This is a genomic window from Micromonospora hortensis, assembly GCF_022230935.1.
Taxonomy (GTDB): domain Bacteria; phylum Actinomycetota; class Actinomycetes; order Mycobacteriales; family Micromonosporaceae; genus Micromonospora; species Micromonospora hortensis.
The window spans coordinates 57,369-82,704 of sequence record NZ_JAKKFE010000024.1; the positions used below are offsets into that span (position 1 = coordinate 57,369).

General features: G+C 71.6%; 26 protein-coding genes and 1 tRNA gene. 12 read left to right on the top strand and 15 right to left on the bottom strand.

Annotated elements, in window-relative coordinates; translation table 11 throughout:
- The first annotated feature begins 79 nt into the window (after window positions 1-79).
- On the top strand, window positions 80-2,209 hold the full coding sequence (locus tag NIE111_RS17820; RefSeq protein ID WP_238685464.1) for a transglycosylase domain-containing protein: 2,130 nt from the start codon (window positions 80-82) through the stop codon (window positions 2,207-2,209).
- Window positions 2,210-2,234: 25 nt separating this feature from the next.
- Here the strand turns inward: NIE111_RS17820 and NIE111_RS17825 are convergent, their stop codons facing one another.
- Both NIE111_RS17825 and NIE111_RS17830 read right to left on the bottom strand, forming a co-directional pair.
- Complete coding sequence (locus tag NIE111_RS17825) at window positions 2,235-2,804, bottom strand: GNAT family N-acetyltransferase (RefSeq protein ID WP_238685465.1); 570 nt, start codon at window positions 2,802-2,804, stop codon at window positions 2,235-2,237.
- The gene (locus NIE111_RS17830; RefSeq protein WP_238685466.1) at window positions 2,801-4,204 is read right to left on the bottom strand and encodes a cobyrinic acid a,c-diamide synthase CobB; all 1,404 of its coding nucleotides are present in this window, start codon (window positions 4,202-4,204) and stop codon (window positions 2,801-2,803) included. Before NIE111_RS17830 ends, NIE111_RS17825 begins: the two co-directional genes overlap by 4 nt.
- 206 nt (window positions 4,205-4,410) lie before the next feature.
- Between NIE111_RS17830 and NIE111_RS17835 the strand changes: the two genes are divergently transcribed.
- Window positions 4,411-5,232, top strand: a complete 822-nt coding sequence (locus NIE111_RS17835) for an SURF1 family cytochrome oxidase biogenesis protein (RefSeq protein ID WP_238685467.1) — start codon at window positions 4,411-4,413, stop codon at window positions 5,230-5,232.
- 10 nt (window positions 5,233-5,242) lie between these two features.
- Here the strand turns inward: NIE111_RS17835 and NIE111_RS17840 are convergent, their stop codons facing one another.
- From NIE111_RS17840 to NIE111_RS17860, 5 genes are all read right to left on the bottom strand, one after another.
- Entirely contained in the window at window positions 5,243-6,835 is a 1,593-nt protein-coding gene (locus NIE111_RS17840; RefSeq protein ID WP_238685468.1) for an ATP-dependent DNA ligase, read from the bottom strand.
- A 92-nt stretch (window positions 6,836-6,927) separates the two neighbouring features.
- Window positions 6,928-7,134 (bottom strand): hypothetical protein, encoded by a 207-nt coding sequence (locus NIE111_RS17845; RefSeq protein WP_238685469.1) that lies wholly within the window; start codon window positions 7,132-7,134, stop codon window positions 6,928-6,930.
- 77 nt (window positions 7,135-7,211) lie between these two features.
- Window positions 7,212-8,555 (bottom strand): dipeptidase, encoded by a 1,344-nt coding sequence (locus NIE111_RS17850; RefSeq protein ID WP_238685507.1) that lies wholly within the window; start codon window positions 8,553-8,555, stop codon window positions 7,212-7,214.
- 36 nt (window positions 8,556-8,591) lie between these two features.
- The gene (locus NIE111_RS17855) at window positions 8,592-9,737 is read right to left on the bottom strand and encodes a M48 family metallopeptidase (protein ID WP_238685470.1); all 1,146 of its coding nucleotides are present in this window, start codon (window positions 9,735-9,737) and stop codon (window positions 8,592-8,594) included.
- A 68-nt stretch (window positions 9,738-9,805) separates the two neighbouring features.
- The gene (locus NIE111_RS17860) at window positions 9,806-10,519 is read right to left on the bottom strand and encodes a uridine kinase family protein (protein ID WP_372488354.1); all 714 of its coding nucleotides are present in this window, start codon (window positions 10,517-10,519) and stop codon (window positions 9,806-9,808) included.
- A gap of 201 nt (window positions 10,520-10,720) precedes the next feature.
- Between NIE111_RS17860 and NIE111_RS17865 the strand changes: the two genes are divergently transcribed.
- A complete protein-coding gene (locus NIE111_RS17865) occupies window positions 10,721-11,122 on the top strand; it encodes a rhodanese-like domain-containing protein (protein ID WP_112584171.1) in 402 nt (133 codons plus the stop codon).
- 163 nt (window positions 11,123-11,285) lie between these two features.
- Here the strand turns inward: NIE111_RS17865 and NIE111_RS17870 are convergent, their stop codons facing one another.
- The 3 genes from NIE111_RS17870 to NIE111_RS17880 form a co-directional block, all read right to left on the bottom strand.
- Window positions 11,286-12,824 carry a cobyric acid synthase gene (locus NIE111_RS17870; RefSeq protein WP_238685472.1) on the bottom strand — a complete coding sequence of 513 codons (1,539 nt, stop codon included), beginning with the start codon at window positions 12,822-12,824 and terminating at the stop codon, window positions 11,286-11,288.
- Window positions 12,821-13,876: a cobalamin biosynthesis protein gene (locus tag NIE111_RS17875; RefSeq protein WP_238685508.1), complete on the bottom strand. Its 1,056-nt coding sequence runs from the start codon at window positions 13,874-13,876 to the stop codon at window positions 12,821-12,823. Before NIE111_RS17875 ends, NIE111_RS17870 begins: the two co-directional genes overlap by 4 nt.
- Before the next feature lie 188 nt (window positions 13,877-14,064).
- On the bottom strand, window positions 14,065-14,883 hold the full coding sequence (locus NIE111_RS17880) for a single-stranded DNA-binding protein (protein ID WP_238685473.1): 819 nt from the start codon (window positions 14,881-14,883) through the stop codon (window positions 14,065-14,067).
- A 303-nt stretch (window positions 14,884-15,186) separates the two neighbouring features.
- Between NIE111_RS17880 and NIE111_RS17885 the strand changes: the two genes are divergently transcribed.
- Together NIE111_RS17885 and NIE111_RS17890 are read left to right on the top strand one after the other, a co-directional pair.
- Window positions 15,187-15,606: an HPF/RaiA family ribosome-associated protein gene (locus tag NIE111_RS17885; RefSeq protein WP_238685474.1), complete on the top strand. Its 420-nt coding sequence runs from the start codon at window positions 15,187-15,189 to the stop codon at window positions 15,604-15,606.
- Window positions 15,607-15,758: 152 nt separating this feature from the next.
- The gene (locus NIE111_RS17890) at window positions 15,759-16,850 is read left to right on the top strand and encodes an alpha/beta hydrolase (protein ID WP_238685475.1); all 1,092 of its coding nucleotides are present in this window, start codon (window positions 15,759-15,761) and stop codon (window positions 16,848-16,850) included.
- 21 nt (window positions 16,851-16,871) lie between these two features.
- On the opposite strand, the gene NIE111_RS17895 is transcribed toward NIE111_RS17890, so the two are convergent.
- Window positions 16,872-17,567: a hypothetical protein gene (locus NIE111_RS17895; RefSeq protein ID WP_238685476.1), complete on the bottom strand. Its 696-nt coding sequence runs from the start codon at window positions 17,565-17,567 to the stop codon at window positions 16,872-16,874.
- Between the two features lie 160 nt (window positions 17,568-17,727).
- Here NIE111_RS17895 and NIE111_RS17900 point away from each other — a divergent pair.
- From NIE111_RS17900 to NIE111_RS17910, 3 genes are all read left to right on the top strand, one after another.
- Window positions 17,728-17,800: transfer RNA gene (locus NIE111_RS17900), tRNA-Arg, on the top strand.
- A 227-nt stretch (window positions 17,801-18,027) separates the two neighbouring features.
- A complete protein-coding gene (locus NIE111_RS17905) occupies window positions 18,028-18,597 on the top strand; it encodes an LPXTG cell wall anchor domain-containing protein (RefSeq protein ID WP_238685477.1) in 570 nt (189 codons plus the stop codon).
- A 167-nt stretch (window positions 18,598-18,764) separates the two neighbouring features.
- Window positions 18,765-18,938, top strand: a complete 174-nt coding sequence (locus tag NIE111_RS17910) for a hypothetical protein (protein ID WP_238685478.1) — start codon at window positions 18,765-18,767, stop codon at window positions 18,936-18,938.
- Here NIE111_RS17910 and NIE111_RS17915 read toward each other — a convergent pair.
- Complete coding sequence (locus NIE111_RS17915) at window positions 18,923-19,225, bottom strand: MerR family transcriptional regulator (RefSeq protein WP_238678144.1); 303 nt, start codon at window positions 19,223-19,225, stop codon at window positions 18,923-18,925. The two genes, NIE111_RS17910 and NIE111_RS17915, sit on opposite strands and share 16 nt — an antisense overlap.
- 730 nt (window positions 19,226-19,955) lie before the next feature.
- On the opposite strand from NIE111_RS17915, the gene NIE111_RS17920 reads away from it, so the two are divergent.
- Both NIE111_RS17920 and NIE111_RS17925 read left to right on the top strand, forming a co-directional pair.
- Entirely contained in the window at window positions 19,956-20,453 is a 498-nt protein-coding gene (locus NIE111_RS17920; RefSeq protein WP_238685479.1) for a SigE family RNA polymerase sigma factor, read from the top strand.
- Entirely contained in the window at window positions 20,453-21,496 is a 1,044-nt protein-coding gene (locus NIE111_RS17925) for a hypothetical protein (protein WP_238685480.1), read from the top strand. The genes NIE111_RS17920 and NIE111_RS17925 overlap by 1 nt, the downstream gene beginning before the upstream one ends.
- Window positions 21,497-21,535: 39 nt before the next feature.
- Here the strand turns inward: NIE111_RS17925 and NIE111_RS17930 are convergent, their stop codons facing one another.
- Window positions 21,536-22,033 carry an STAS domain-containing protein gene (locus tag NIE111_RS17930; protein WP_238685481.1) on the bottom strand — a complete coding sequence of 166 codons (498 nt, stop codon included), beginning with the start codon at window positions 22,031-22,033 and terminating at the stop codon, window positions 21,536-21,538.
- Window positions 22,034-22,212: 179 nt separating this feature from the next.
- The gene (locus NIE111_RS17935) at window positions 22,213-22,959 is read right to left on the bottom strand and encodes a GAF and ANTAR domain-containing protein (protein ID WP_238685482.1); all 747 of its coding nucleotides are present in this window, start codon (window positions 22,957-22,959) and stop codon (window positions 22,213-22,215) included.
- A gap of 538 nt (window positions 22,960-23,497) precedes the next feature.
- Between NIE111_RS17935 and NIE111_RS17940 the strand changes: the two genes are divergently transcribed.
- A complete protein-coding gene (locus NIE111_RS17940) occupies window positions 23,498-23,647 on the top strand; it encodes a hypothetical protein (protein ID WP_238685483.1) in 150 nt (49 codons plus the stop codon).
- 54 nt (window positions 23,648-23,701) lie between these two features.
- Here NIE111_RS17940 and NIE111_RS17945 read toward each other — a convergent pair whose 3' ends face one another.
- Window positions 23,702-24,700, bottom strand: a complete 999-nt coding sequence (locus tag NIE111_RS17945; RefSeq protein WP_238685484.1) for a hypothetical protein — start codon at window positions 24,698-24,700, stop codon at window positions 23,702-23,704.
- Between the two features lie 144 nt (window positions 24,701-24,844).
- Here NIE111_RS17945 and NIE111_RS17950 point away from each other — a divergent pair, with 144 nt between their 5' ends.
- Window positions 24,845-25,240 (top strand): VOC family protein, encoded by a 396-nt coding sequence (locus NIE111_RS17950; RefSeq protein ID WP_238685485.1) that lies wholly within the window; start codon window positions 24,845-24,847, stop codon window positions 25,238-25,240.
- Window positions 25,241-25,336: the final 96 nt, after the last annotated feature.

A 25,336-nucleotide genomic window follows, 5' to 3' on the forward strand; every position in this document is an offset into this window, starting at 1 on the left:
GTCGGCGTAAGCCGCGTCACCACCCGGCGGTTTAAGAGTTCTTCTCATGTACGAATCGGAAATGTCATAACTTGACCAGGTGAGCAACCGACCCCTTGCTGCCGCTGGTCGTCTCGTCCCTCTCCTCCGCGCCGGACTGATCGCCGGAATCGTGATCGCCGCCGCCGCGTACCCACTGGTCGCCCTCACCGGGCTCGGCGCGAAGGCCACCGCGCACGCCGTGGATCAGAAGACCCGGGTGCTGAAGACCGCCCTGCCCGCCGAGACCTCGTACGTCTACGGCCCGGACGGCAAGACCGTGCTGACCATGTTCTACGAGGAGTACCGGCAGTACACCAAGCTGTCGGACATGTCGCCGAACATCCAACAGGCGATCGTGGCCGCCGAGGACTCCCGCTTCTACCAGCACCACGGCGTCGACCCGAAGGGCGTGGCCCGGGCCTTCGTCTCCAACGCCCGCTCCGGCGGCTCCCAGGGCGCGTCGACGCTGACCATGCAGTACGTCCGGATGGCCCTGCGGGACAGCGCGACCACGCCCAAGGAGGTCCAGGAAGCCACCCAGCAGACCAGCATTCGCAAGGTCAAGGAAATGCGGATGGCGCTGGACCTGGAGAAGGAGATGAGCAAGGAACAGATCATGGAGCGGTACCTGAACTCGGCGTACTTCGGGCACCGGGCGTACGGCATCTACGCGGCCAGCGAGATCTTCTTCTCCAAGACCCCGAAGGACCTCACCCCGGTCGAGGCCGCCACCCTCGCCGGACTGGTCAAGTCCCCCTCCGAGTACGACCCGGCCGACTCCGACCAGAAGGAGGCCACCGGGCGGCGCAACTACGTGCTGGACCGGATGAGCCAACTCGGCTACCTCTCCCCCGACTCGGCCGCCGCCGCCAAGTCCGAGCCGATCCGGCTCAAGCTGACCACCCCACCGCACGACTGCGCCGCGGTGGCGGAGAAGTACAACAGCTGGGGCTTCGCCTGCGACTACCTGAAGAACTGGTGGAGCGCGCAGCCCGCGTTCGGCGCGAACCGGCTGGAACGGATGGACAACCTGCGCCGGGGCGGCTACCGGATCGTGCTCAGCCTCGACCCGAAGATCCAGGAGGCGGCGGAGAAGAACGTCGGCGCCAAGGAAGCCACCGGCAGCCCGTTCGCCAACGGCATAGTGGTCTCCGAGCCGGGCACCGGGCGGGTGAAGGCCATGGCGGTGAACCGGACGTACTCGCTGGACCTGGCCGAAAACCCGCAGAGCTCCAACCCCGAGGCCGGGCCGAAGGTGAAGGCCAACTACCCGAACACTGTGGCACCACTGCTCGGCGGCGGTGACCTGGCCGGCTACCAGGCCGGCTCGACGTTCAAGATGTTCCCGATGCTGGCCGCGCTCGACGCGGGGATGCCCCTCTCCACCTCGTTCAACGCGCCACACCGCTACCGGTCCGAGGTCTACGACGGGTGGGCGCCCTCCAACGCCAGCGGCGCCATGTCCGGCCAGCAGACCATGTGGTCCGGCTTCGGCAAGTCGGTGAACACGTACTTCGTCTGGCTGGAGGAGAAGGTCGGCGCGGACCGGGCGGTCCGGTTGGCCGAACAGCTCGGGCTGCGGTGGCGCACCGACGTCGACCGGGACCACGCGTCCCCGGACAAGGCGAAGAAGTGGGGCGCGTTCACCCTGGGAGTCTCCGACGCCACCCCGCTGGAGATGGCGAACGCGTACGCCGCGATCGCGGCCGACGGCCGCTACTGCGAGGCCATCCCCGTGCAAGCCATCATGAACCGGGACGGCACACCCGCCACCTACGCCACAGCGGGCGGTCTGCACCGTGAGGTGGCCAAGCCGCGCTGCCGGCAGGTGGTGAGCGCGGACGCCGCACGGGCGGCCACCGACGCGGCCCGCTGCCCGACCGGCGACACCCCGGCGCGCGGCAGCTGCGGCGGCTGGTCCACCGCCGACAGCGTGCGCGGCACCGTCGGACGCCCGGTGGCCGGCAAGACCGGTACGACCGACAGCACCCGGTCGGCCTGGTTCGTGGGCTACACCCCGGAGTTGGCAGCGGCGAGCTTCATCTCCGACCCGGACAACCCGTTCAACGCGGTCGGTGACGGGCAGTCCCAGATCCCGATCAAGGCGGTTTCGGAGACCCTGCGCGACGGCCTGAAGGGCACCCCGACCCGCCAGTTCACCCCACCGTCGGACGCCATCGTCGGGTGACGGGTCACGGGCCGGTGCGCGCCGCTCAGCGCAGGTCGGCGGCGACGAACGACCACAGCTCCAGATCCACCCGGCCGCCGCTGACGAACCCGGCGTTGCGCAGCAGGCCCTCGTAGCTGAACCCGCCCTTCTCGGCGACCCGGCGCGAGGCCAGGTTGCCGGGAGCCACCCGCAGCTCGACCCGCTGGAAGCCGTGCTCCAGGATCAGCGCGATGGCCACCGCGTCGACCGCCTCGGCGGCGAAGCCGAAGCCCCGCGCGTGCGCCGCCATCGCGTAGGAGATCTCGGTGAGGCGGGCGCCCCAGTCGGTGCGCCGGGTCCACAGCGAGCCCACCACCTGGTCGTCCTCGCGCCGGAGCACCGCGTAGTGGTCGCCCTCCCCGCTGTCGCGCCGCTGCCGGGCCAGATCGGTGCACCAGGCCAGCCCGTCGATCGGGCCGGAGTCGTCGGGCAGCGGCAGCCAACGCCGGGTCAGCTTGTCGGCGAAGATCTCCCCGGCCGCCGCCGCGTCGGCCGCCGTGAGCTGACGCACCTCGGTACGCGGGGTGGAGACGGTCAACGTCGGGAACCGGCGCACCGCCACCTGGCCGATCACACCGACACCTCGCCCGGCTGTGCTGGTACCACCTCGCTCGTCGGGTCGGCCGCCGCCGCGGCGACCAACCGGGCCGCCGTCGCCGGATGGCTCGCCCAGTGCACTGTGAGCTGCGAGGCGTGCACGTTGCGCCAGACGAAGCCTTCCGGCGCGCCGCCGTCCCAACTCCAGGCCGGGCGCTGACCAGCGCGGGGGGTGAGCACCGCACGGTGTGCCTTGTGCCCGACCAGCACCGTGCCGGTGGCGGCGACCACACTGTCGGTCTGGGCGGTCGCCTCCCGGTAACCGGCCACCACCCCGTCACGGCTGACGCCGACCGCGTCCAGGACACCGCACATCGGCAGCCCGTCCAGTTCCCGGGCCAGCCAGAGCAGCCCGGCGCCCTCGGCGATCACCGGACGCCCCGTCCGCGCCAACTCGGCCACCGCGATGCAGAGCCGCCGGTTGGCCGACAACTGCTCGGCGTACGCCTCGGGTAGCGCGCCGCCGACGACCAGTGCGCGGGTGCCGACCGGCAGCGCCTCGTCGCGCAGCGGGTCGACGACGACGACCTCGGCGCCGGCGGCCCGGAGCAACTCGCTGGTCTCCGGGTGACTGAAGCTGCCGCCCGGCCCACCGGCCACCGCCACCAGTGGGCGGTTCGCCGGGGGTGTGAACGTGCCGAGGGCCTCCTCGGGAGACCAGGCCGGCCCCGGCAGCGGCGGAGCGGAGCGGGCCAGCCCGAGCAGCCGTTCCAGGTCGACAGTGGCGGCGACGGCCTCGCCCAGCCGGCGGACCGCACGGACGGCGTCGGCCGACTCGTCGACCACCGGCGCCACCCCGTGCCGTCGCGACGGCAGCACCGGGGGCAGGTCCTGTCGACGCAGCGCGCCGTAGACGGGCACCCCCACGTCATCCAACGCCTCGCGCAGCATCCCCTCGTGTCGCGACGACGCCACCCGGTTGAGGATCACCCCGCCGAGCCACAACTGCTCGTCGTAGGAGCGGAAACCGTGCACCAGGGCCGCCACCGACTGACCCATCGCGGCCACGTCGACAACGAGCACCACCGGGCTGCGCAGCGCGGCGGCCGCGGCGGCGGTGGACTCCTGCTCGGGACGGCCACCGACCGAGTCGTACAGCCCCATGCTGCCCTGCACCACGGCCAGCCCGGCACCGGCGGCACCGTGCGCCACCAGTGGGGCGAGCCGATCGAGACCTACCAGTCGGGGGTCGATCACCCGGCCCGGCCGACCGGAGGCGAGGCCGAGGTAGGCGGCGTCGACGTGGTCCGGCCCGAGCTTGAACCCGGCGACGTCGACCCCTCGCTCGGCCAGGGCGGCGAGCAGCCCGATCGCCAGCGCGTTCTTACCGTGCCCGGAGGACGGCGCGCTGAGCACCAGGCGCGGCACGACGGTCATCATCGACTCCTCGCGAGCGGTGGCGGGTACGCGACGGGACGACCGAGGCCGATCCGTCGGCGTGACGATACCCGCCCGGCTGAAGGCGCGAGCACCGCCAACCGGGGTGGGCGGCCCGGCCCTGGCAGTGCCCCGGGCGTCGGCCGCGGCCCGGTCCCGGCCCGGTCCAGCTCAGTGGCGCCGGTCATACGAGTAGCCTCGGTGCCGTGTACCGGTTCCTGCTGAGCCCACGCTGGCTGGGCGCTCTCGCGCTGACCCTGGTCGCGGCCGCCGTCATGGTGTTCCTCGGCAACTGGCAGCTGGACCGTTACCGGGGGCGCACCGAGGTCAACGAGCGGATCGACGCGGGCCAGCGGATGGCTCCCGTGCCGCTCGCCGACGCGCTGCGCGCTCCCGCTGGCGGCGCGGGGACGGCCGGTCCGGCCCCCGCCGCGGACAAGGTCTGGACCCGGGTCACCGTCACCGGCCGGTACGACCCCGCGAACACCGTGCTGGTCCGTGGCCGGACGGTGGACAGCCGGGTCGGTTTCGAGGTGCTCACGCCGCTGGTGCTCGCCGACGGCACGGCGCTGCTGGTGGACAGGGGCTGGATCCCACCGGCGCCCGGTGGGGCGACCGCCCAGCCGTCGGTGCCGGCCGCGCCGACCGGCGACGTGACTGTGGTCGGCCGGGTGCACGAGACGGAGAGCGGCGCTGGCGCGGTGGCCCGACGCGACGGGCTGCTGGAGATCCGGCGGATCGGGGTGTCGCGGCTGGCCGGCGAGCTTCCCTACCCGGTCTACGGTGCCTATCTGCTGCTCGACGAGCAGACCCCGGCAGCCGATCCGGTGTTCAAGGCGGTGCCGGTCGGGCACGCCAACAACTGGCAGAACTTCGGCTACGTCGTGCAGTGGTGGTTGTTCGCGGTGATGGCCCTCTTCGGCTATGGCTGGGTGGCCCGTCGGGAGGCCCGCCGGGCCGCCGGCATCGGCACCACCCCGGCTCCGCTGGACCGCGCCGCCGAGCCGACGCCGACCGCTTCTGCCTGACCTCGCACGGTCAGCCGCTCACGCGGCCGGCGTGGATGGCGCGGACCGCGTCGATGGTGTCCGCCTCCGCGGCGGACTTGTCGTCGCGATAGCGCACCACCCGGGCGAACCGCAGCGCCATCCCACCGGGGTAGCGCGAACTCGTCTGCACCCCGTCGAAGGCGATCTCCACCACCTGTTCGGGCCGAACCCGGACCACCCAGTCGCCGCGTTCCACGGCGAGGCCGAGGAACCGCTCGGTCTGCCACCGCAGCAGCTCGTCGGTGAGCCCCTTGAACGTCTTGCCGAGCATCACGAAGTCGCCGGTGCGCGCGTCACGCGCACCCAGATGCAGGTTGGACAGCCAACCTTTGCGTCGGCCGCTGCCCCACTCGACGGCGAGCACCACCAGGTCGAGGGTGTGCCGCGGTTTCACCTTGACCCAGGCGGCACCGCGCCGGCCAGCGTCGTAGGGGGCGTCCGGCGCCTTGACCACCACGCCCTCCTGCCCGGCGTCGAGCGCGGCGGCGAACGCGGCGGCGGCCTGCTCCGGGCCGTCGACCTCCATCCGGCCGACCAGCAGCGACGAATCCACCGAACCGGCGAGGGCGGCCCATCGGTCCCGGCCGGGAAGGTCGATCAGATCCTGGCCGTCGAGGTGCAGCAGGTCGAAGAAGTACGGGGTGAGCACCGTCGCACCCGTGCTGGCGGCCGCCGCGAGCACCGCCGGAGCGACAGGTGTGCGCCCGGTGGTGCTGGGGGTAGTGCGTCGGGCGGCCCGGCTCGACGTCTGCTGGAACGGCAGTGGGCGGCCGGTCTCGTCCAGGCCGATCGCCTCGCCGTCGAGGACCACCTCCCGGCCCGGCAGAGCACGGACCGCGGCGACCACCTCGGGCACCCGGGTGGTGATCTCGTCGAGGCTGCGGGTGAACACGGCGATGTCGGTGCCGGAGCGGTGCACCTGGATGCGGATGCCGTCGAGCTTCACGTCGACCACCGCCGGCGTGCCGGTCGCGGCGAGCGCCTCGTCGACAGTGGGGGCGCTCTGCGCGAGCATCGGCGCCAGCGGGCGGCCGACCTGTAGACCGAACCCGGCCAACTCGGCGGCCCCTCCGGCCAGCGCGGCCACCGCCACGGCCCGGAGATCACCGGCGAGCAGCAGTGCCCGGCGGACCGCCGCCACCGGCACCTCGGCGGCCCGGGCCACCGCGTCCGCGAGGAGGCCGGCCTGGGCGCCCTGCCGCAGCTCGCCACTGAACAGGCCGGTGAGCAGCCTCTGCTCGTCGGCAGTGGCCGCCGCGTAGAGGGCACCGAGCAGCGCCCGACGCCGAGCCTGTGAGCCCGAGCCGTGCACCGCGGCGATCTGCGCGATGGCCGCGTCCACGGCGGCCACCGTCAACGTCGGCTCGGCGGCCGGCGGCGGCAGGTCACGCAGGCTCGCGTAGCCGACCCCGGTCTGCCGTTGGCGCAGCTCACCGGCGAGATAGCCGGCGCCGGGCTCAACCTCGCCAGGATCGAGCCGGCGCAGCGCGTCAGCGAGCAACTCCACCTTGGCCCGTCGGCCGCTGGTGGCGCCGACGGCGGCAGAGGTCGCTGCCAGATCGAGGAACCGCACGCAGCTCATCCTGCCAGTCACCTCCGACACCGCCCGGGCATTGCCGTGCCCGGGCGGTGTCGGCAGGGTGCCGCCCACTCACGCGGACGACGGATCAGGGCCTAGGCGGAGATGGGCTCCTCGATGCGCAAGCCTCGGGCGCGGACCTCGCCGGCGACCCGGGCGAGCACCGAGTCGAGGGCGACCAGTGCGGCGGAGAGCTCACCGAGCTGTTCGTTGAGCGTGTTCTCGGACCACGCGGAGACATCGACGTCTCCCAGCGCGCTGACAGCGGCCCCCAACCGGGCCATCACCTCGTTCGTACTCATGTACGAAAGGCTATAACAGCTGACCATCCGACACGCCGTAAACTCCCAGATCAGGCCCAAAGTTGCCGTTCTGACACCTAACTGCTCACGGCCGCCACGTTGCGCAGAAGCAGTGCCTCGGCGAGGCAGACCCGGGCGAACTCACCCAGGTGCAGACTCTCGTTCGGGCCGTGCGCGCGGGCGTGCGGGTCCTCCACGCCGGTCACCAGGATCGCCGCCTTCGGGAACATCTCCTGGAAGGTGGCAATGAACGGAATCGAGCCGCCTACGCCGATGTCCACCGGGTCGGTGCCGTCCCAGGCGGTCCGGAAAGCCGAACGGGCGGCGTCGAACATCGGCCCGGACGCGTCGATCACGCACGGGTCGCCGTCGTGTTCGAAGGTGACGGTCACCTGCGCCCCCCACGGCGCGCGCTGCTCCAGGTGCGCGCGCACCGCCGCGTACGCCCGCTTGGGGTCGTCGCCCGGGGCGAGGCGAATGCTGAGCTTCGCCTTCGCGGCCGGGACCAGGGCGTTCGGCGCCTCGCCGGTGGACGGCGCGTCGACCCCCAGAATGGCCAGCGCCGGCTTGGTCCAGAGCCGGTCGGTGATTCGGCCGGTGCCGATGAACTGCACGCCGTCGGCGAGCCCCGCCTCGGCCCGGATCCGGTCCTCCGGGTAGTCGACGGTGGCGCCCTCTCGGCCGACCAGGCCGTCCACTGCCACGTCACCGGCGTCGTCGTGCAGCGTCGCCAACAGCCGGACCAACGCGGTGAGCGCGTCCGGCACGGCGCCGCCGAACATGCCGCTGTGCACCGCGTGGTCCAGCGTGCGCACCTCGACGAAGCAGTTGACGATGCCCCGCAGCGAGGTGGTCAACGCCGGTACGCCGATGTCCCAGTTGCCGGAGTCGGCGATCACGATGACGTCCGAGGTGATCTCGTCGCGGTGCTCGGCCAGCAGTTGCTCCAGCGAGTCGGAGCCGTACTCCTCCTCGCCCTCGATGAAGAGGACCACGCCGACCGGCAGCGCGTCACCGTACGCGCGCAGCGCCGCCACGTGCGCCATCACGCCGGCCTTGTCGTCGGCCGCGCCCCGGGCGTAGAGCCGGCCGTCCCGTTCCACCGGCTCGAACGGGTCGGACTCCCACAGCGACCGGTCGCCGACCGGCTGGACGTCGTGGTGGGCGTAGAGCAGCACTGTGGGCGCGCCGGGCGGGGCGGCCCGACGGCCGATCACCGCCGGCTGGCCGCCGGATCGAACGATGTCGACGTCCAGGCCACAGCCGCGCAGCAGCTCGGCGACCGCCTCGGCGGAGCGTTCCACGTGCGAGTGGTCGAAGCCCTCGAAGGCGATGCCGGGGATGCGGACGAGGCGCTCCAGGTCGGCCCGGACGCCGGGCATCTCCCGCTCGACGGCGGCCCGCACCTCGGACTCGGACATGATCGGTGAGGTCATGACCGGCATCGTATGCCGGCCTTACCGAGGAGTGTCGGCGGAGCCCGTACCGTCACCGCTGTCCGCGGGGCCGGCGCCGGCCCGCGCGCCCGGGGCGGCCCGCCCGGCGCGATGTGCGCGGCCGGCCGCCTCGGTGGCGGCGTCCATCCAGGAACGGGCCCGACCGGCGGTGCCGCCCACCCACTCGCCGACGTCGCTCGCGCCGTCGCCGAGCCGACGCAGCAACCCGACCAGTGGGTCGGTGGACCTGCTGAACTCCTCGCGGTACGACTCGGCAGCCGCCTTGATCTCCTCGGACACGCTTGTCGAGCTGTCGTCCTCGCGGCGCGGATAGTCCCCGGCCAGAACCTGCCCGTACGCCCCGGAGTCGATCCACTGGCGCAGCGACGCCGCCCGCGCCACCGGCACCGGGTGGGTACTCCACGCGGTCATCCGGATCTTGTGCAGGCTGTCGCGCAGGTCGCCGCCGCCGGCGTACTCGGCGGCCTGCTCCAGGAAGGCGGTGGTGTCGACCTGGGACAGGTCACCGCCGCCGGCGAGCTTCATCAGCAGTCGCAGCGCGGCGGCCGGGTCCTGCCCGGCGAGCAGGCCGGCCCTGTCGGCGGAGAGTTCCGCCTTGCGCCACCACTCCAGCATCGCCGCGATGATGGCGCGCAGCGCGATCGCGCCGACCGGCAGCCAGCTCAGGTTGGCCGCCCACCGGGTGAGGATCATGAGCATGGTCTTGTAGACCGCGTGCCCGCTGCCCACGTGCCCCAACTCGTGGCCGAGCAGGCAGCGCAGCTCGTCCTCGTCGAGTTGCTGCACACAGGCGGAGTTCAGCACGATGAACGGCCGCTCCAACCCGACCGCCTCGGCGCCCAACCAGGGCGACTGGGTCACGTACAGCTCGGGCAACTCGGCCACGTCGAGCACCGCCGCCGCCTCGGTGTAGCGCTGCCACACCGCCGGGTACTGCCGATGGTCGACCCGGATGCCGGAGGCCAGCACGGACAGCCGGAAACCCCGCTCGTTCCACATCCCGAAGAACGCCCGCAGCACGTCGTCGAAACCACGCAGCTCCCGCAGCGCGACCAGGGCACCTCGGTCGGCCGGATGCTCCCAGGCCCGCGAGCTGATGCCGGTGAGGGTGATCCGACGCCGCGCTGGCGCGTCCGCTGCCGTCATTGTGGGCTCCCCGTTCGCCGTAGCTCTTCGCATCGTGCCGCAGTCGGTGGCCCACGTCCATGCCCCGCTCAGCGAAGCCGCACGTAGTACCGGTCCCAGTCGTGCGGCAGTGTCGGTGCCCCGTCGACCAACAGGTCGGCGCGGGTCGCGGTCTCGTCGGCGGCGAAGTGCGCCCGCTCCCCGTCATGCCAGCGGCGCAGCTCGGGCAGGATCTCCGGACCGTCCCGGGCGACAGCCCGAGCCAGCCGCAGCGACGCGGGCGCGGTGACGAACACGGCCAGCGTCAGCTCCGGCCGGACGACCGCCCGGGCGGCGCTGACCCCCTCGACCACCAGCACCGGAGCCACCGGCACCGGGACCGGCCGGGGCAGAAAGCACTGCCGGACCCAGCTGTACCGCCGGTAGGCGCCCGGCTGCCCGTCGCGCAGCGGGGCGAGCACCCCGTCGTCCAGCCGGGGCCAGAAGGTGACCTGGTCGTCCCACCCGTCGAGCAGGTCGTCGGTGTGCACCACCGGCGGTCGGCCGCCGAGCGGCCCCGCCAGGGCATCCGCGAGCCGCGCGGCGAACCGGCTCTTACCCGCGCCGCTCGGCCCGTCGACAGCGACCAGCCGGGTCCGCCCCAGCCGCGCCGGGCCCGCGAGCACCCGACGAGCCAATTCGGCGTACGCCTCGACAACCGCCACTGTCGGCCCGCCAGTTCCCGGGTTCAGCACAGCCTCCCGTGGTGCATGCCCGAAGTATGCCGCCACCGCTGGTGAGCAGGCTGATCGACTCGGTTCCATCGACGTCGCGGCATCCCTGTCGGCCCGTGTCGATCGTGCTGGGTGCGGGGCCGGCTCGGGCCACCCTGACACGTCCGGCTGACCGCCCTGGCCAGCCATCGTCACGTCCGGGGGATTTGGTGCGGCGACGGGTGACGGGCGGCCCGTTCCCCGCCCGGGGTGCCGTCGAATCGGCATGATCGGGTGGTGCTCCGAGACGTAATGAGCCCCGGTATAGACGCCCTACTCGAACAGGCCCGCGCCGGGCTGCACCGACTGACTCCGCAGCAGACCGTCGAGGCGGTCCGCGGCGGCGCGTTGCTGGTCGACACCCGTACCGAACTACAGCGCCGCGAACAGGGTGACCTGCCGGGTGCTGTCGTCATCGACCGGACGGTGCTGGAGTGGCGCCTCGATCCGGCCAGCGCCTGGCGGATCCCGGAGGCCACCGGGTACGACCGGGAGATCATCCTGGTGTGCCGGCAGGGTTACAGCTCCAGCCTGGCAGCCGCCAGCCTGCAGACCCTCGGCCTGCGCCGGGCCACCGACATGATCGGCGGCGTGGACGCCTGGCTCGCCGCCGGCCTGCCCACCACCGACCGTCCGGCCGACATTCGTCCCTGAGCCCCGACCTTGCCCCTCACGTACCATTCCGGTCGGTCGGTGCACGATCGTGCCCGATCCAGGAAACAGGCCCCTCCAAGTGTGGACGAGGCCCCTGCAACAAGGATCGAGCACGATCATGCGCGGTCCGCGTTCTCACCCTCCCCAAGGGACGGTGCGCCGGTCAGGACGGGGCGCCGGGCGGGATGAAGGGCAGGTCGGCGGGTGGGCCGGCTTCGATGAGACGCCAGAGGGCATTGGTGTCCAGGTGTTCCTCGACCAGGTCGCCGAGCAGGTCGAGTGAGCGCTCCCGGGCGGCGGCGAAGCTGGTGGCCGGCGCGACCCGGAACCCGCTGCGGCCGGCCAGGCGAGCCGCCTCGGTGAGGAACCACCGGCGGAACTCGTCGGACTCGAACGCCCCGTGCCAGTGCGTGCCGTGCACCACGCCGAGCACTGCCCCCTCTCCGACACCGTCGTCGCTGGTCAACAGCGGGGTCAGGTCGGGGTCGGCCTGTGACACGTACCCGTGGTGGATCTCGTAGCCACGCACAGGGACGCCACCGGGGCCGGTGCCCACCGACTGCCGGACGGTCTTGCGCGGGTCGAAGGTGATGTCGATGGGCAGCAGACCGAGCCCCGGCACGCTGCCCTGCCGGCTCTCCACCGGATCGTGGATGGCACGGCCGAGCATCTGGAAGCCCCCGCAGAGGCCGAGCAGGGGCTTGCCGGCCGCCACATGGGTGGCGACCGCGTCGGCGAGACCGGTTTCGCGCAGCCACCCGAGGTCGGCGACTGTGGACTTGGAGCCGGGTAGGACGACAAGGTCGGCGGCGGCCAGTTCGGCCGGTTCGATGGTGAGGCGTACCCGGACGCCCGGCTCGGTGGCGAGCGCCTCCACGTCGGTGGCGTTGCTGATCCGGGGTAGGCGGACGACGGCCACGTCCAGCCATTCGCTGCCCTGCGGGGCGGCGGGTCGGCCCAGCACCCGGCCGTAGGCGAGTGAGTCCTCCGCGTCGAGCCACAGGTCCAGTGCCCAGGGCAGCACCCCGTACGTGGGGCGGCCGGTGACCTGACGCAGCATGTCCAGGCCCGGCTGGAGCAGACCGAGGTCGCCCCGGAACTTGTTGATCACGAATCCGGCGATCAGCGCCTGGTCGGCCGGGTCGAGCAGGGCCACTGTGCCGAACATCGAGGCGAAGACACCGCCCCGGTCGATGTCGCCGACGACGATGGTGGGCAGGTTGGCGTGCCGGGCCAACCCCATGTTGACGTAGTCACCGGCCCGCAGGTTGATCTCCGCAGGGCTGCCGGCACCCTCGCAGATCACCACGTCGTACGTTTCGCGCAGCTCGGCCAGTGCGGCGTACGCGGTCTCGGCGAGCCGGGGACGCAACTGCCGGAAGGTGCCCGCGGTGATCGTATCGACCGCCTCGCCCAGCAGCACCACCTGACTGGCCAGGTCGCTGCCCGGCTTGAGCAGCACCGGGTTGAACCGCAGGTCGGGTGCGAGCCCGCACGCCGCGGCCTGCATGGCCTGGGCGCGCCCGATCTCGCCGCCGCGCCCGTCCGGCCCGACGACCACCGCCGAGTTGTTCGACATGTTCTGCGCCTTGTACGGCGCCACCTTCACGCCCTGCCGGTGCAGCCAACGACAGATGCCGGCGGTGAGCACGCTCTTGCCGGCGTCGGACGTTGTGCCGGCCACCAGCAGCCCGCCGCTCACCGACCACTCCCCCGCACCGCGACGCCCCCGGCCGCGCCAGCCGGCCCGCGCTCTCCAGCCGCAGCAACCGGCCCTCGCCGACGCGCCGCGCCGACCAGTGCACGCCTGCTCACCGCGCCGACCAGCCGACCGAGCGTCACCGGGTACGCGGCGGCCAACCCGACGGCGGCCAGCCCCACCGCGCCGGAGATCCGGGCGGCCCGCTTCAGGTGCCGCGCCTCCGGGCGGGGGCCATCGCCGAGGAACGGCCGCACCTCGGAGCGCCCGAAGTAGATGTTGCGACCACCGAGGCGGACCCCGAGCGCACCGGCCATCGCCGCCTCGCACTGACCGGCGTTGGGGCTCGGGTGGTCGTTGCGGTCGCGCCGCCACACCTGCCAGGCGCGCTGCCGGTCCCCGTGTGCGACCGGCGTGACGGCGATGGTGAGCAGCCCGGTCAGCCGGGACGGCACGAGGTTGAGCGCGTCGTCCAGCCGAGCGGCCGGCGTGCCGAACCGCGCGTAGCGCGTCGACCGGTGCCCGACCATCGCATCGAGGGTGTTCGCCGCGCGGTAGCCCAGCAGCCCGGGCAGACCAGCGACCGCGCCCCAGAGCAGCGGAGCGACCACCGCGTCGGAGGTGTTCTCCGCGACCGACTCGACTGTCGCACGGGCCAGCTCCGACTCGCCCAGCGTCGACGGGTCCCGCCCGCAGAGGTGACCGAGGCGTCGCCGGGCAGCGGGCAGGTCGCCGTTACGCAGCGTACGACCCATGACTGTCGCCTCATGCCGTAGCGTGCGGCCACCCAACACTGTCCATGTGCCGGCCGCCACCAGCACCGCCCGGGTCACCGGCCGGTGCCGGGTAGCCGCCGCGGCGACCGCCCCGAGCAACACCGGCCCGCCGACGGCCAGCGCGGTGAACGCCGCACCCGCCGTACGGTCCGGGCGGTAGAGGCGGCGCTCCAGCGCGCCCGCGGCCTGCCCGAAGCCGGCCACCGGGTGCCACCGGCGGGGGTCGCCGAGCGCCCTGTCCAGCGCGTACCCGGCCAGCAGCCCCACCGCGTTCGCCATCGGCGCTGTCCGTCGCACCCGCACCACCTCCGGCCGGCCAGCCTAGACGAGCACTCCGTGAACCAGCCCATCCCACGGTCCCGCACCGGCAATGAGAACCCGTGGAGTGAACGGGTAGGCCAGCGCCCACGCCCGTCACGCGGGGTGACGACGCTGTCGCGCCGCCACCCCGCCCCCGTCGTGATCGGTCAGGCTGGCTGGGGGATCCGGCCCCGACCGCGGCGCCCTCGACCGGGCTGCGCCGGCTCCGGCTGCCCCTCGTCGGGCACCGGCCCCAACTCGATGTCCACGTCACCGTCGGCGTTGTCGTCGTCGTCCGCCTCGGGCGGAGGGGCCAACTCGTCGTCGAGAGCCGGCGGAGCGTCGATCTGCCCTGCCTGCCCTGCCTGCCCTGCCTGCCCGCCGCTCGCGATCGCTCCGCCGTCACCGAAGACCCCGCCGCTCGGGGAGCTGTCGTCGTCCGCCGGGACATTGCCGAACGGGCTGCTTCGCAGCTCCGCGTAGTCGGGCAGCTCGAAGTCGTCGTCCAGCAGACGGTCGTCGGGCAGCACGGGCGCCTGCCCGGCCGGCACCGGCTCGGTGGGCTCACCGTGCACCCGGCTCTCGGCCTCCGAGTCCTCCACGGTGCTGGTCGTCATGCTCGGCCGGTTGCGCAGGAACCGGGCCCGACCTCGGGACAGGTCGTGGCCGACGGCGACCGCCTCCAGCTCGTAGAGCGTGCGGTGGTTGCCGGCGTCGTCGGTCCAGTCGCGGGTGTAGAGCCGTCCGCAGACCACCACCGGGTCGCCGACCATGACGGAGGCCGCCACCCCCTCGGCGAGCTTGCGCCAGCAGTTGACGCGGACGCGGAGCGAATTGCCGTCGACCCACCGGCCGCTGTCCCGGTCGAGGCGGCGGGCGGTCGAGGCGACCTTGAAGTTGGCCACCAGGGTGTTGCTCTGGGTCGTACGTCGCCATTCCGGCGTGGTCAGCACATTGCCGACGATTGTCACGTAAGTGTCGAACATCGTCCCTCCAGGGGATCGGGGCCTGCCAGCGCGAGTCGACTCGACACCGAGCATCGACACTGAAAGCACCCGTCGCGAGGGCCCATCCTCGGCCTGTGGATGACGAACGCACCTGTGGACAACGCCCTGATCACGCCCCGATGTGGTACGCCCGACCCGCCCGACCCGCCGTCCACGGTTTCCCAGGCCACCCGAACTGGGTAAGGACTTGATCAACGCACCACCGACAGCTCCACGTCGACGAGAGGTCAGCGCCATGATGATCACCACCATCGACTCCGCGAACGCTTCCGAGGCGCAGCGATGAGCGCCGTGGCGAACCCGGCCACCGTGGCTGAGTGCCTGCGGGTGGGCGCCGGGTTCTCCCAGGGCGACCGCAACTGGATCGCCGAGCAGTTCGCCACCCTCGACGCCCGGCTCGCCAGCTTCCACGCTGACGCCACCGAGCTGGAGGTGTCGGTGAAGGACCGGGAGGCGCGTGGTCAGAAGGTCACACTGGAGTGCTGGATCGCCGGCCGGCAGAAGATCGTCACCACCTCCGCGGAGGAGGATCTACACGCCGCCCTCAATGACGTTCGTGACGACCTGCGCCGCCGGCTCAACGATGCCAAGACCCGCCAGGAGCCCCGGCACAACAAGCACCTGCGCGACCTCCCCCAGCCGCAGTTGGAGCCCGACGAGTCGGAGAACCCGGCCCTCCGCGCCGACGCGGAAACTGCCTGACCCACGCCGCACCCCGCGATCTTGCACTTTCGGCTCCCGAACAGCGGCTATTGCCCCTTATGTCGGGACAGAAAGTGCAAGATCGCGGGAGTGAGCGGGGGTGGGCGGGGACGGGCTACCGCTCGGTAGGTTGGCGGCGTAGCGTCGCGTTCGTGGAACCGGACGTGTTGGGGCCGCCGTACGAGCGGCAGACGATCGACCTGGGCACCGACGACGAAGGCCCCGTTGTCGCGACACTGGTCCGACGGCGGGCCGAGCGCCCCACCGGACGGGCCGTGCTCTACGTGCACGGCTTCGTCGACTACTTCTTCCAGACTCATCTGGCTGACTTCTTCGCCGAGCGAGGCTGGGATTTCTACGCGCTCGACCTGCGCAAATACGGCCGCAGTCTGCTCCCCGCCCAGACCCCCAACTTCTGCCGCGACATCAGCGACTACTTCCCCGAGTTGGACGCCGCCGCCGAGATCATCCGCGCCGACGACGGGCACGACACCCTGCTGGTGATGGGCCACTCCACCGGCGGCCTGATCATCTCGCTCTGGGCGGATGCCCGCCGCGACACCGGCACCATCGACGGTCTGGTGCTCAACAGCCCCTTCTTCGATCTGAACGCCCCCTGGGCGGTCCGTCGCCCCCTCGCGGCCGCCGCGTCCCGGCTGGGCCGCAGGGCGCCGCACCGCATCCTCCCGTTCGGGCTCGGCACTGTGTACGGCGAGAGCATCCACTCCGACCACCGCGGCGAGTGGACCTACGACCTGGCGTGGAAGCCGCTGGCCGGGTTCCCGGTCCGGGCCGGCTGGCTGAACGCGATCCGCACCGGGCAACGCCGTCTCCGCGCCGGGCTGGACATCCAGGTGCCGGTGCTGCTGGCCTGCTCGACCCGCTCCTTCCGGGGCACCAAGTGGCACGACAACGCGACACTGGCCGACGCCGTGCTGGACGTCGAGCACATGGTCCGCTACGCGCCCCGCCTCGGTCGCCACGTCACACTGGCCCGTTTCGACGGAGGGCTGCACGACCTCACGCTCTCCGGCCCCGTCGTACGGAAGAAGGTGTTCGACGAGGTGGGCCGCTGGGCCGAGGCGTTCCTCGCCGCCGGCCCCACCGCCCCGGCCGACGCGGCGCCGACCGATGCTGCCCCAGCCGACGGCGCATCCACCGCCGCCGACACAGCGCCGGCCAACGCGCAGACGGTCGGCGCGCAGACGGTCGACCCGGCGGGGGCGGCGACGCCCGGCGGCTGACAGGCCGGACGGCGCGAAAGGTCAGATGTCGCCGGGCGTCGCCGGGAGGACGGCACGGATCCGGTCGAAGGTCGCCACCGGGTGCGCGCCGACGCCGGGCAGGACCAGGCCCAGGCAGTACGGGGAGACCTCACCGGTGGGTTCAGCCTGCACGATGAAGACCGGCGCGCCGACGTACCCCAGCGGCAGCTCGGTGGTGATCAGCACGGCGTCCCCGTCGCGGACCACCCGCTCGATCGCGACCTCCAGCGGTCGCGACCCGTCTTCGCGTACCCCATGGGCCAGCACGAAAGCGGAACTGGCGTCGGCGCCGAGGCGGGCGACGACCTCGGGCCCGGCGGCGATCCCCGCCGGCACCGGCTGGACGCGCCACCGCCAGCCGCCGTCGCCGGCGTGCCGGTGCAGGCCGGCGGTCGGCAACACCGCGACCCCGTCGCCCGGAAAGCGGGCCCAACCGGGCACGATCTCGGCCTCGAGAATGACGGCCGGGGCAACCCCCGCCGGCTCGGTGACGCTCGTCCGCAAGCTCAACTCACCACCCGAACCGCCCACCAGGTCGGCCGCCGTCAGCAGCGACTCCCCCACCGGGTCGTCGCCGCCCCGGAAGAAGAAGGCGGTACCGACGTCGCCCGACGACCGATACGGCAGGATGGCGCGACCGACGACCTGGCACAGCTCGTAGGCGACGTCGCTCTCGGCGTCGGAATCCAGCAGCACCAGCCAAAGGTACGGTCCACGGCCAGGCCGGTCCGCGGTAACCCGGATGCCCGCTACGGGGCGGACGTGAGACTCTGCTCGGCAACGTGGACGCGGGCACCCTTTTCGCCGTCGGGCAGTGGGACGGCGGTACCCTCTGGGCGCGACATCCACGCCACACGCGCCCGTAGCTCAGCGGATAGAGCAGGGGACTTCTAATCCCAAGGCCGCAGGTTCGAATCCTGCCGGGCGCACCCCCACCACCGCAGGTCAGCGGCTTGCCGCGCAGGGTCCCGTCGATCATCTCGACCCGTACAGCCATTCATGCAGCTCGGAGATCCGCTACCTAGCCTTGAAGCCGCTGCGCCCAGTACACCTGCCCAGCGGACCCATGTAGACCAAGGCCAGCAGCAGGTTCGATATCGCAACCGGTGCAGTGGCTCCCCTGGCCGCTTTCCGTTGCCCCCCGGATACGGGAAGGGTGCGACGAACGTCAGCGGCCACCGAGCAGGAGGTACGGGTGTTGGCCGCCCGGATCCTGTCCGCGGCGAACGCCGACGAGTTGCCCGTTCTGCCCGGCGCCATTCAGGATGCGCTGAAGGGCACCGAGGATGAGCTCCGCGCATTCCTCAAGACGGGCGTACAGAATGCCTGGTCGGTGGCTCTACGGATCACTGTGGTTCGCACGTTGACGGACGCCGGCACCAACGTGGAGGCGGCCGCGCAGAAGGTGCTCGGGGAGGCGACCGTCGATGCCTACCTGGCTTACCTGAACGACGGTCTGTACGCCGCCCGTGAGCTTGACTGCGCGTCTCAGCCCACGCCGACGCCGACGTCTCAGCCCACACCGAGCGCTTCGCCCAGCGCCACGAGCGTCGCACCGACTCCTACCGTCTCCGCCAGCCCGGGCGGGCCCGGCGGCGAGGGTGGCGGGCTGCCCGTGACCGGTGCTGACACCGCGACGGTGGCCGGCATTGGCGGTGTGCTCCTGCTCCTCGGCGGCGCGGGTTACCTGATCGGCCGCCGACGCCGTTCGCGCTTCGTGGCATAGCTCACCTGACGCGCCCGGCTCGATGCGTCGTCGAGCCGGGCACGTCAACGCCGTACGTGGCCGTCGCGGATGCGGCGGGGGCAGTCGTGCTGGGCGAACGCGCGCTTGCGGGAGTTCATCGGGCTTACCCGCGTAGCGAGAAGCCGCTGCGCTGATGGCGTCGGGCCGTGTCGATGTTCGGCACTCCTCAGGTGATCCTCTTCAGCGAGGACGTCTCCCGCGCCGCCGAGTTCTACGCCGGCCTCGGCTTCACCGAGTCCTTCCGGGTGCGGGACCGCGTGGCGCTCGGCTTCACCGTGGGGGCAGGCCCGCACGGACGGTGTGCTCAGCCCTGCTGGTGACGCTCATTGCGCCGAAGGGCCTCTTCGAGTTGGTCCTCAAGAATGATGATCCGGCAGGCCGAGGCCATGTCGGTGCCCTGGTCGCACATCTCCCGAGCCCTCGCGGCAAGGCGCAGTTGGTAGCGGGAGTAGCGGCGGTGCCCCCCACTGGAGCGCTGCGGGTCGATCAGTTTCGCCTCGCCGAGCCGGCGTAGAAAATCCTGCGAGCAGCCAAGGATCTCGGCGGCACGGCCCATCGTGTAGGCGGGGTAGTCCTCATCGTCGAGCATGTCGTCGGGTTGAGCCATGGAACCTCCATCACGAGGGCCCCGGTGCTCGGAAGCACCGGGGCCCAAGGGTTGTGGGTCAGGAACACCATCTACCGACAGAACGTCGGCTTGTCTTGTCCGCACCAGCCGTCAGGGACGGCTTCGGGTGCGAGGATCGCATAAGCGTGACCGGAGACCACCTCTCGTTCGAGGGAAACTGCGGTGTCCGCGCCCAGCCCACGATTGCGACTGGCAGCGGGCGATCCAACGGTGTAATGCCCTCCCTTGCCTCTGATTTCCTCTGTCGTACTCCGTGCTGTCCGTCGGTGTCCGAGCCCCACGCGACTTCATGGCCCCAACACGTACGACGAACTCTCCTCACCTCGGGTGAAGCCCTGAACAAGCGTTGGCCCCACCCGCTGTCACACGCGTACTGCCTAACTGCGGCACATGTCTGCCGCCGAACCGAGCAGGACTTGCAAGATCCCTGCCCCACTCCTTCGCCCTCGTGCGGGGCGGCAACGTCAGCGTCTTTGTTTGCTCTGCTCTCGACCACAGGAACGTTAGTTGGCGACGGCGCGAATGTCTAGCGCTTCGCGCATAGATTTTCTCCGAGGACGGAGTAAGTCCTGCCGGTGCCAAGGCCAGCGGGCGCGGTGATCCTCTGGACCCACGACACCGCCGCCGCGTGCGCCGCACTCCCGGCCTGCGGCGCACAAAGTGCCCGGTGGGTGTCTACGGAGCGGCCGGCCTGAGGCGTTAATAGGGCGTGACGTTCGAGGAGTACGCGTTCGCTCGCACTTCGGCGCTGGTGCGGCTCGCCCGGCTGCTGACCGGTGACGAGCACCGAGCCGAGGATCTGGTTCAGGATGTCCTCGCGCGGGCGTACGCCCGGTGGGGTCGCATCTCACGGACGGACCGTCCTGATGCCTACGTCCGGCGCATGCTCGTCAACACCCACAACTCGTGGTGGCGTCGGCTCAGCAGCCGCGAGATCTCGGTTGCCGCGGTGCTCGATCGGGCGGGCGACGTGGACGAGGCCGCCGGGGTCGCCGAGCGCGACGCACTGTGGCGGCTGGTCTGTGATCTGCCGGCGCGTCAGCGCACCGTGATCGTTCTGCGCTACTACGAGGATCTCGACGACACCTCGATCGCCGAGATCCTCGCCTGTTCGACAGGCACGGTACGCACACACGCGAGGCGGGCCCTGGCGACGTTGCGTCAGCGGCAGGTTGCAGCTACCCACGCATGGGCAGGAGAGCTCTGATGTTCAGTGACCTCGACGAGCAGCTCGCCACCACGCTCAAGCGTCGGGCGGGCGGCGACATCGATCCGACGCCGATCGTGCAACGGGCCCGTCATCGTGGCCGGCGGTTGCGACTGCGGCGACGAGGACTGATCGCCGCCGGTGTGGCGACGGCGTGTGCCGCTCTCACCTCGGTGGTGCTGGTGTTTCCGGGCGGCGGAACCACCGATGACCCGATCATGCCGGCCGCGGCGTTGATGCTGCCGGAGGCACAGAGCGGTGGGACCGTACGCCCCGAGGAGGTCGGTGCCGATCCCGCGACTGTGCACTTCTCGACCGAGACGCTGGTGAGCGATGCCAGTTCCGCGTCGTGGCGCACCGGGCGCGGCATCGAGAGCGTCGAGTTTCGCGGCCCGACCGGTCAGGCTCGTTTCGTGTTGGCGCGTACCGAAGATTTGCTGGACGGGCTCCAGCAGACGTTGTCCTCGCAGGGGCAACCGCAGGGACGGACCGAGGTGCGGGTCGGCGACCGCCCCGGGGTCGCCTGGTTCGATCCGTCCGGCGACCGGAAGCTGTGGTTCGTCCGCTGGCAACCCGCCGACGGGCTCTGGGCCCAGTTGGAGATCTACGCGACCACCCGGGACGAGGCGGCCGGTACGGCGAGCCGGGTCCGGTTCGATGGCGCCCACCGCTGTGTCGTGCCGTTCCGCCTGGAGTCGCTGCCGCCCGACGGACGGCTGCTGGAGTGCTCGGTCACGCTCGGCCGGTCGGCGCGGGACTCCTTCGTCGAGGGCTCTCTGGTGGTCGGTGACGCATCCGGTCGTTGGCTGACCGTTCGGGCGCAACTCGCCCCGGCCGGCGACGACGCCCGCCGCGGAGACCTTGTCGCGGGCCCCTACCGGGTCCGCCGACAAGGCAGGGACGTGCTGGAGATGGTGGTCAGGCCCTGCCACGTCGAGGCGTTCCGCAAGGGTCGGGGGAACGGCTACACCGAGGCGGAGGGCTTGGCGATCCTCGGCGGGTACCAGCCGGCCCGCGATCTCGACCGCCCGGACACCTGGTGACACCGCCCCCTGGCGAGGGTGTGGTGCACGAGCTGCGGATCACCCGAGCCGCGCGGCTGGCCCGCCGTCTTGTTCGGGGCCGAGGAGCAGACGCTCCACCCCGGTGATCCGCAGCACCCGCTGGGTGATTCCCCCGGCGCCTCGGATCGAGAAGCGGGAGCCGACCTGGTCCGCCCGGTCTCGCGCCAGCAGAAGTACGCGCACGCCCGCGGCGCTGAAGAAACCGACGCCGGTCAGGTCGCAACAGACTTCGGGATGGCTGTCGATCGCGTTCATCAGCGCCGTGGCCAGGCGTGGCGCCGTGTCCATGTCGACGTACCCCACCGGGGCGACGACCATCCGGTCGGACGAGATGGTCGCGGACAGGTTCGTGGGCTCGGTGTAGCGGGTCACCTGGAACGACGGCCCGGAGGAGTCGAGGTCGAGGCGGCCATCCCGCTTGCTGCTGGCGAGCGCCGCTGGCGTGACCTGCCCGAGGCTGACTGCCGTCGGGATGCCGTCGAAGCCGCTCGGGAAAGACCAGGAACGCTCATTCATGGGAGCACACGCCTCCTGTTGAAATCCGTAACAGGATTGGCGCGTGGCTTGACCAACCTCGACGATAACCGCCTGAGTAGTCGGCCGCCACTCGGTCGCGTCGGCTCTGGCCGACCTCAGTCGGCGCTGCGCTGGCGGACCGTCAACTCCCGAACGCACAGCAGACTGTTGCCGAACGCCTACGGTAGGTTGCCGGACGCACCGCGATCACGCTTGAGACTCGGCGTCCGGGTGGTCCGTTCCACAAGGGCGGCAGCGACCTCCCGCAGCTTGCGGTTGGAGTCCTGGGAAACCTTCGCGAGGACGGCGAACGCCTCGTCGGGGGTGCAGCGGCGCTCGCCCATGATGATGCCCTTGGCCTGCTCGATGACGGCCCGGCTCTCCATGGCCGACTGCATCTGTGCGGCAAGGGTGGCGGTGGTGTCGTACAGGTGGGCGTTGGCGAGGGCGATGGCGGCGTATCCCGCGAACGTCTCCGCGAGGGCGACCGCGTCGTCGTCGAAGGCACCCGCCTCGGCCCCGTAGATGTTCAGCGCACCGAGCACGGACTCCTGGATCGGGAACCCGATCGACAGTGAGCTGTGAGCTCCGCCCTGCGCGGCTTCGGCCGCCCACCGCGGCCAGCGGACCTCGTCGGACATGTCGGGGACGGACACGACGGCGGAGTCTCTGGCCGCCTCCAGACACGGACCCTCACCATGCTCGTACTGCAGTTCGTCGAGTCGCAGCGCCATGTCACCGCTGAACGCGGCGGTGTGCGCACCCTCCTGCTTCAGCAACGTCACCGACACCTCCACGGCACCGGGGATCGTCCGTCGCGCCAACTCGGAGACCTGGGTCAACACTCCAGACAGGTCGGTTTCGCCGAGCTTGATCTGGCCGAGTTCGGAGATCGCCGCATTGGGGTCAATGGGCTGCTGTGCCATGACTTCAAGGTCCTCGTGCCCGGGGCGCGTACCGGTTGCAGGAAGGCGACGGCAGCGCGCGTGGTGATAGCGCACCGCGAGCACGGGGCGCCGCACGGACTCGCCAACCGAGCCCGGGCGCCCGCTGCTGGACGCTGACTGACCGACGCCCACGCGTCGGCTGCGGCGACAACTATACGACGCGGAGTGGAACGTCCCCGAAGCAGCCGGATCGGCTCGGGCGCACTCGTTTGACCCCCCGGCCGGCGGGGCATCGTGCTCAGACAGCGCGTACACCACGCCCCGGCTCGGAATGTGCCGATGTCAGCTCAGAAGCGCACGAGCCGGGCCTCGACCGCACCCGACAGCGGAGGTGGGAGGCACCGATGCCAGCAGGATCAAGCCCGAAGAGAGAACGACAGTACGAGCACATCAAGGAGAGCGCGCAACAGCGGGGCGCTCCTCAGGGCGGGCCAAGGAAATCGCGGCCCGCACTGTCAACAAGGAACGGGCCCGCTCGGGTGAGTCCCGAACGGCGAGCCGGTCCTCCCGCAACGACGTGTCGTCCGGGCACCGTGGCGGTAAGCGCTCCCACAGCGGCGCACAGGGTCGCACCAAGGAGCAGCTGTACAACGAGGCGAAGCAACGCGGCATCAAGGGCCGCTCGTCGATGTCGAAGAGCGAGCTGGAGCGGGCCCTGTCGAAGTAGCTACCGGTGGTTCCCCGCCCCGACAGGGCGGCGTCGTGGACCCGCCGAGCCGGCTCAGACGGGCCCCAGCAGGGCGACGAGCGCGTCGTCGCCCTGGCCGAGCTGCGCAGCGCCGCTCGCTGGCGCGACCAGGAATCGGCGGCAGCCGTCGAGTTCCACGTACCGGTCGGGGCCCGTACCTTCGAGCGGGCGTAGCACAGCGAAGCGGGTCGCTGGGGTGGCACAGTCGACCACTGCCCGGCGGTTGGACAGCGCCCGGAGCACGCCCGCCTGGCGCTCGGTTGGCAGCGGACCGCCGTACACGAAGTCGCCCGCTGGTTTCTCGCCTTCCTGGAGCGACGCGGGCACCTGGTAGACGCAGAGGCGCAGCCGCCCGGCGGCCGGCGGTAGCCCCGGCCCGGGCGGCGCGGGGCTACCGTTGCGGGTCCGCACCCACACCATGTCCGTCCACTGCTGCGCGCATCCGGCGGTCTCGGCCGCCGCGGATTCGATCTGCCGGATGGTACGGGTGTCCACTGTGGTCCACTGCGGCCCAGCCAACGCGGCGATCACCTCGGCGCGAGGCTTGCCGCAGGAGTCCGTCGGGATGTGCGGCCGCAGCCAGCGCCCCCGGTCGTCCACCAGGGCCAACCACGGCGGGATGACCATCTCGAGGGTGCAGGCGACCTCACCGCCGGTCTGCTCGCTGGGCAGACGCAGCGCGGTGAGCAGCGGTGCGATCTGCTCGGCGCGTCGCTCGGTGGCGATCTGCTCCTGGCCGCCGTTGGGGCCCGGCCGGATCTCCCGCCCGCAGATCACGGCAGCGACCGCTGTGAATGCGCTGTCGATGCGACCGATCGTCGGCTCTTTCACTGCCGGCGGAGGCGTCTCCGTGGTCGGCACCGTGATCACCTCGCCGGCCCGGGGTGCCGCCTTGGCGCAGGAGGTCCACCCGTCGACGATCTGGGCCGGACCAGGCTCCCTCGGATCGCTCGGCCCGATCACCGTGCCACCGCAGCCACCCAGCGCCATGCCGAGCAGTGCCACCGCCAGTACCGTCCGGGACGAGCGCATCCGGCTCACCACCCTTCCACCCGAGGATGAGACGGACGACAGACGCGTCCGGTTCCGGCCGGCCGGCCGGCCCGCGGCGTGACGAGGGTGACCGGCGCGGACGTCGCCGGCCGGGCCCGGGGCGTCCGCCGACAGAATGGCCGAATGGCACATCTGGGACTTGTCACCCTGCTGGTCAGGGAGTACGACGAGGCGATCGACTTCTACGTCGGCGCCCTCGGTTTCGAGCTGGTGGAGGACACCGCGCGACCCGACGGCTCACGCTGGGTGGTGGTCCGCCCGGCGGGGGCCCGGGAGACGGCAGTGCTGCTGGCCCGGCCGAGCAGCGCCGAGCAGCAGGCTCGGATCGGCGACCAGACCGGCGGCCGGGTCGGGCTGTTCCTCCATACGGAGGATTTCGCCCGGGACCACGCTCGGATGGTGGCGGCCGGCGTGCGCTTTCTGGAGGAACCGCGGCATGAGGCGTACGGTTCGGTAGCGGTGTTCATCGATATCTACGGCAACCGCTGGGATCTCCTTCAGCCCCGCAGCACAGAGTGACACATTAGCGACACTCCGCACACATAGGATCACCCCGTCACGGTCCGCCATGCTATTGTCCGATGTCGATCTACGCCGTGTGGACCCGGACCGGGT

Coding starts and splice junctions, on each gene's coding strand:
- NIE111_RS17830 (WP_238685466.1), bottom strand. CDS start 4,204: ATGACCGTCGTGCCGCGCCTGGTGCTCAGCGCGCCGTCCTCCGGGCAC.
- NIE111_RS17840 (WP_238685468.1), bottom strand. CDS start 6,835: ATGAGCTGCGTGCGGTTCCTCGATCTGGCAGCGACCTCTGCCGCCGTC.
- NIE111_RS17845 (WP_238685469.1), bottom strand. CDS start 7,134: ATGAGTACGAACGAGGTGATGGCCCGGTTGGGGGCCGCTGTCAGCGCG.
- NIE111_RS17850 (WP_238685507.1), bottom strand. CDS start 8,555: ATGTCCGAGTCCGAGGTGCGGGCCGCCGTCGAGCGGGAGATGCCCGGC.
- NIE111_RS17855 (WP_238685470.1), bottom strand. CDS start 9,737: ATGACGGCAGCGGACGCGCCAGCGCGGCGTCGGATCACCCTCACCGGC.
- NIE111_RS17860 (WP_372488354.1), bottom strand. CDS start 10,519: ATGGAACCGAGTCGATCAGCCTGCTCACCAGCGGTGGCGGCATACTTC.
- NIE111_RS17865 (WP_112584171.1), top strand. CDS start 10,721: ATGAGCCCCGGTATAGACGCCCTACTCGAACAGGCCCGCGCCGGGCTG.
- NIE111_RS17875 (WP_238685508.1), bottom strand. CDS start 13,876: ATGGCGAACGCGGTGGGGCTGCTGGCCGGGTACGCGCTGGACAGGGCG.
- NIE111_RS17880 (WP_238685473.1), bottom strand. CDS start 14,883: ATGTTCGACACTTACGTGACAATCGTCGGCAATGTGCTGACCACGCCG.
- NIE111_RS17885 (WP_238685474.1), top strand. CDS start 15,187: ATGAGCGCCGTGGCGAACCCGGCCACCGTGGCTGAGTGCCTGCGGGTG.
- NIE111_RS17915 (WP_238678144.1), bottom strand. CDS start 19,225: ATGGCTCAACCCGACGACATGCTCGACGATGAGGACTACCCCGCCTAC.
- NIE111_RS17925 (WP_238685480.1), top strand. CDS start 20,453: ATGTTCAGTGACCTCGACGAGCAGCTCGCCACCACGCTCAAGCGTCGG.
- NIE111_RS17930 (WP_238685481.1), bottom strand. CDS start 22,033: ATGAATGAGCGTTCCTGGTCTTTCCCGAGCGGCTTCGACGGCATCCCG.
- NIE111_RS17935 (WP_238685482.1), bottom strand. CDS start 22,959: ATGGCACAGCAGCCCATTGACCCCAATGCGGCGATCTCCGAACTCGGC.
- NIE111_RS17945 (WP_238685484.1), bottom strand. CDS start 24,700: ATGCGCTCGTCCCGGACGGTACTGGCGGTGGCACTGCTCGGCATGGCG.
- NIE111_RS17950 (WP_238685485.1), top strand. CDS start 24,845: ATGGCACATCTGGGACTTGTCACCCTGCTGGTCAGGGAGTACGACGAG.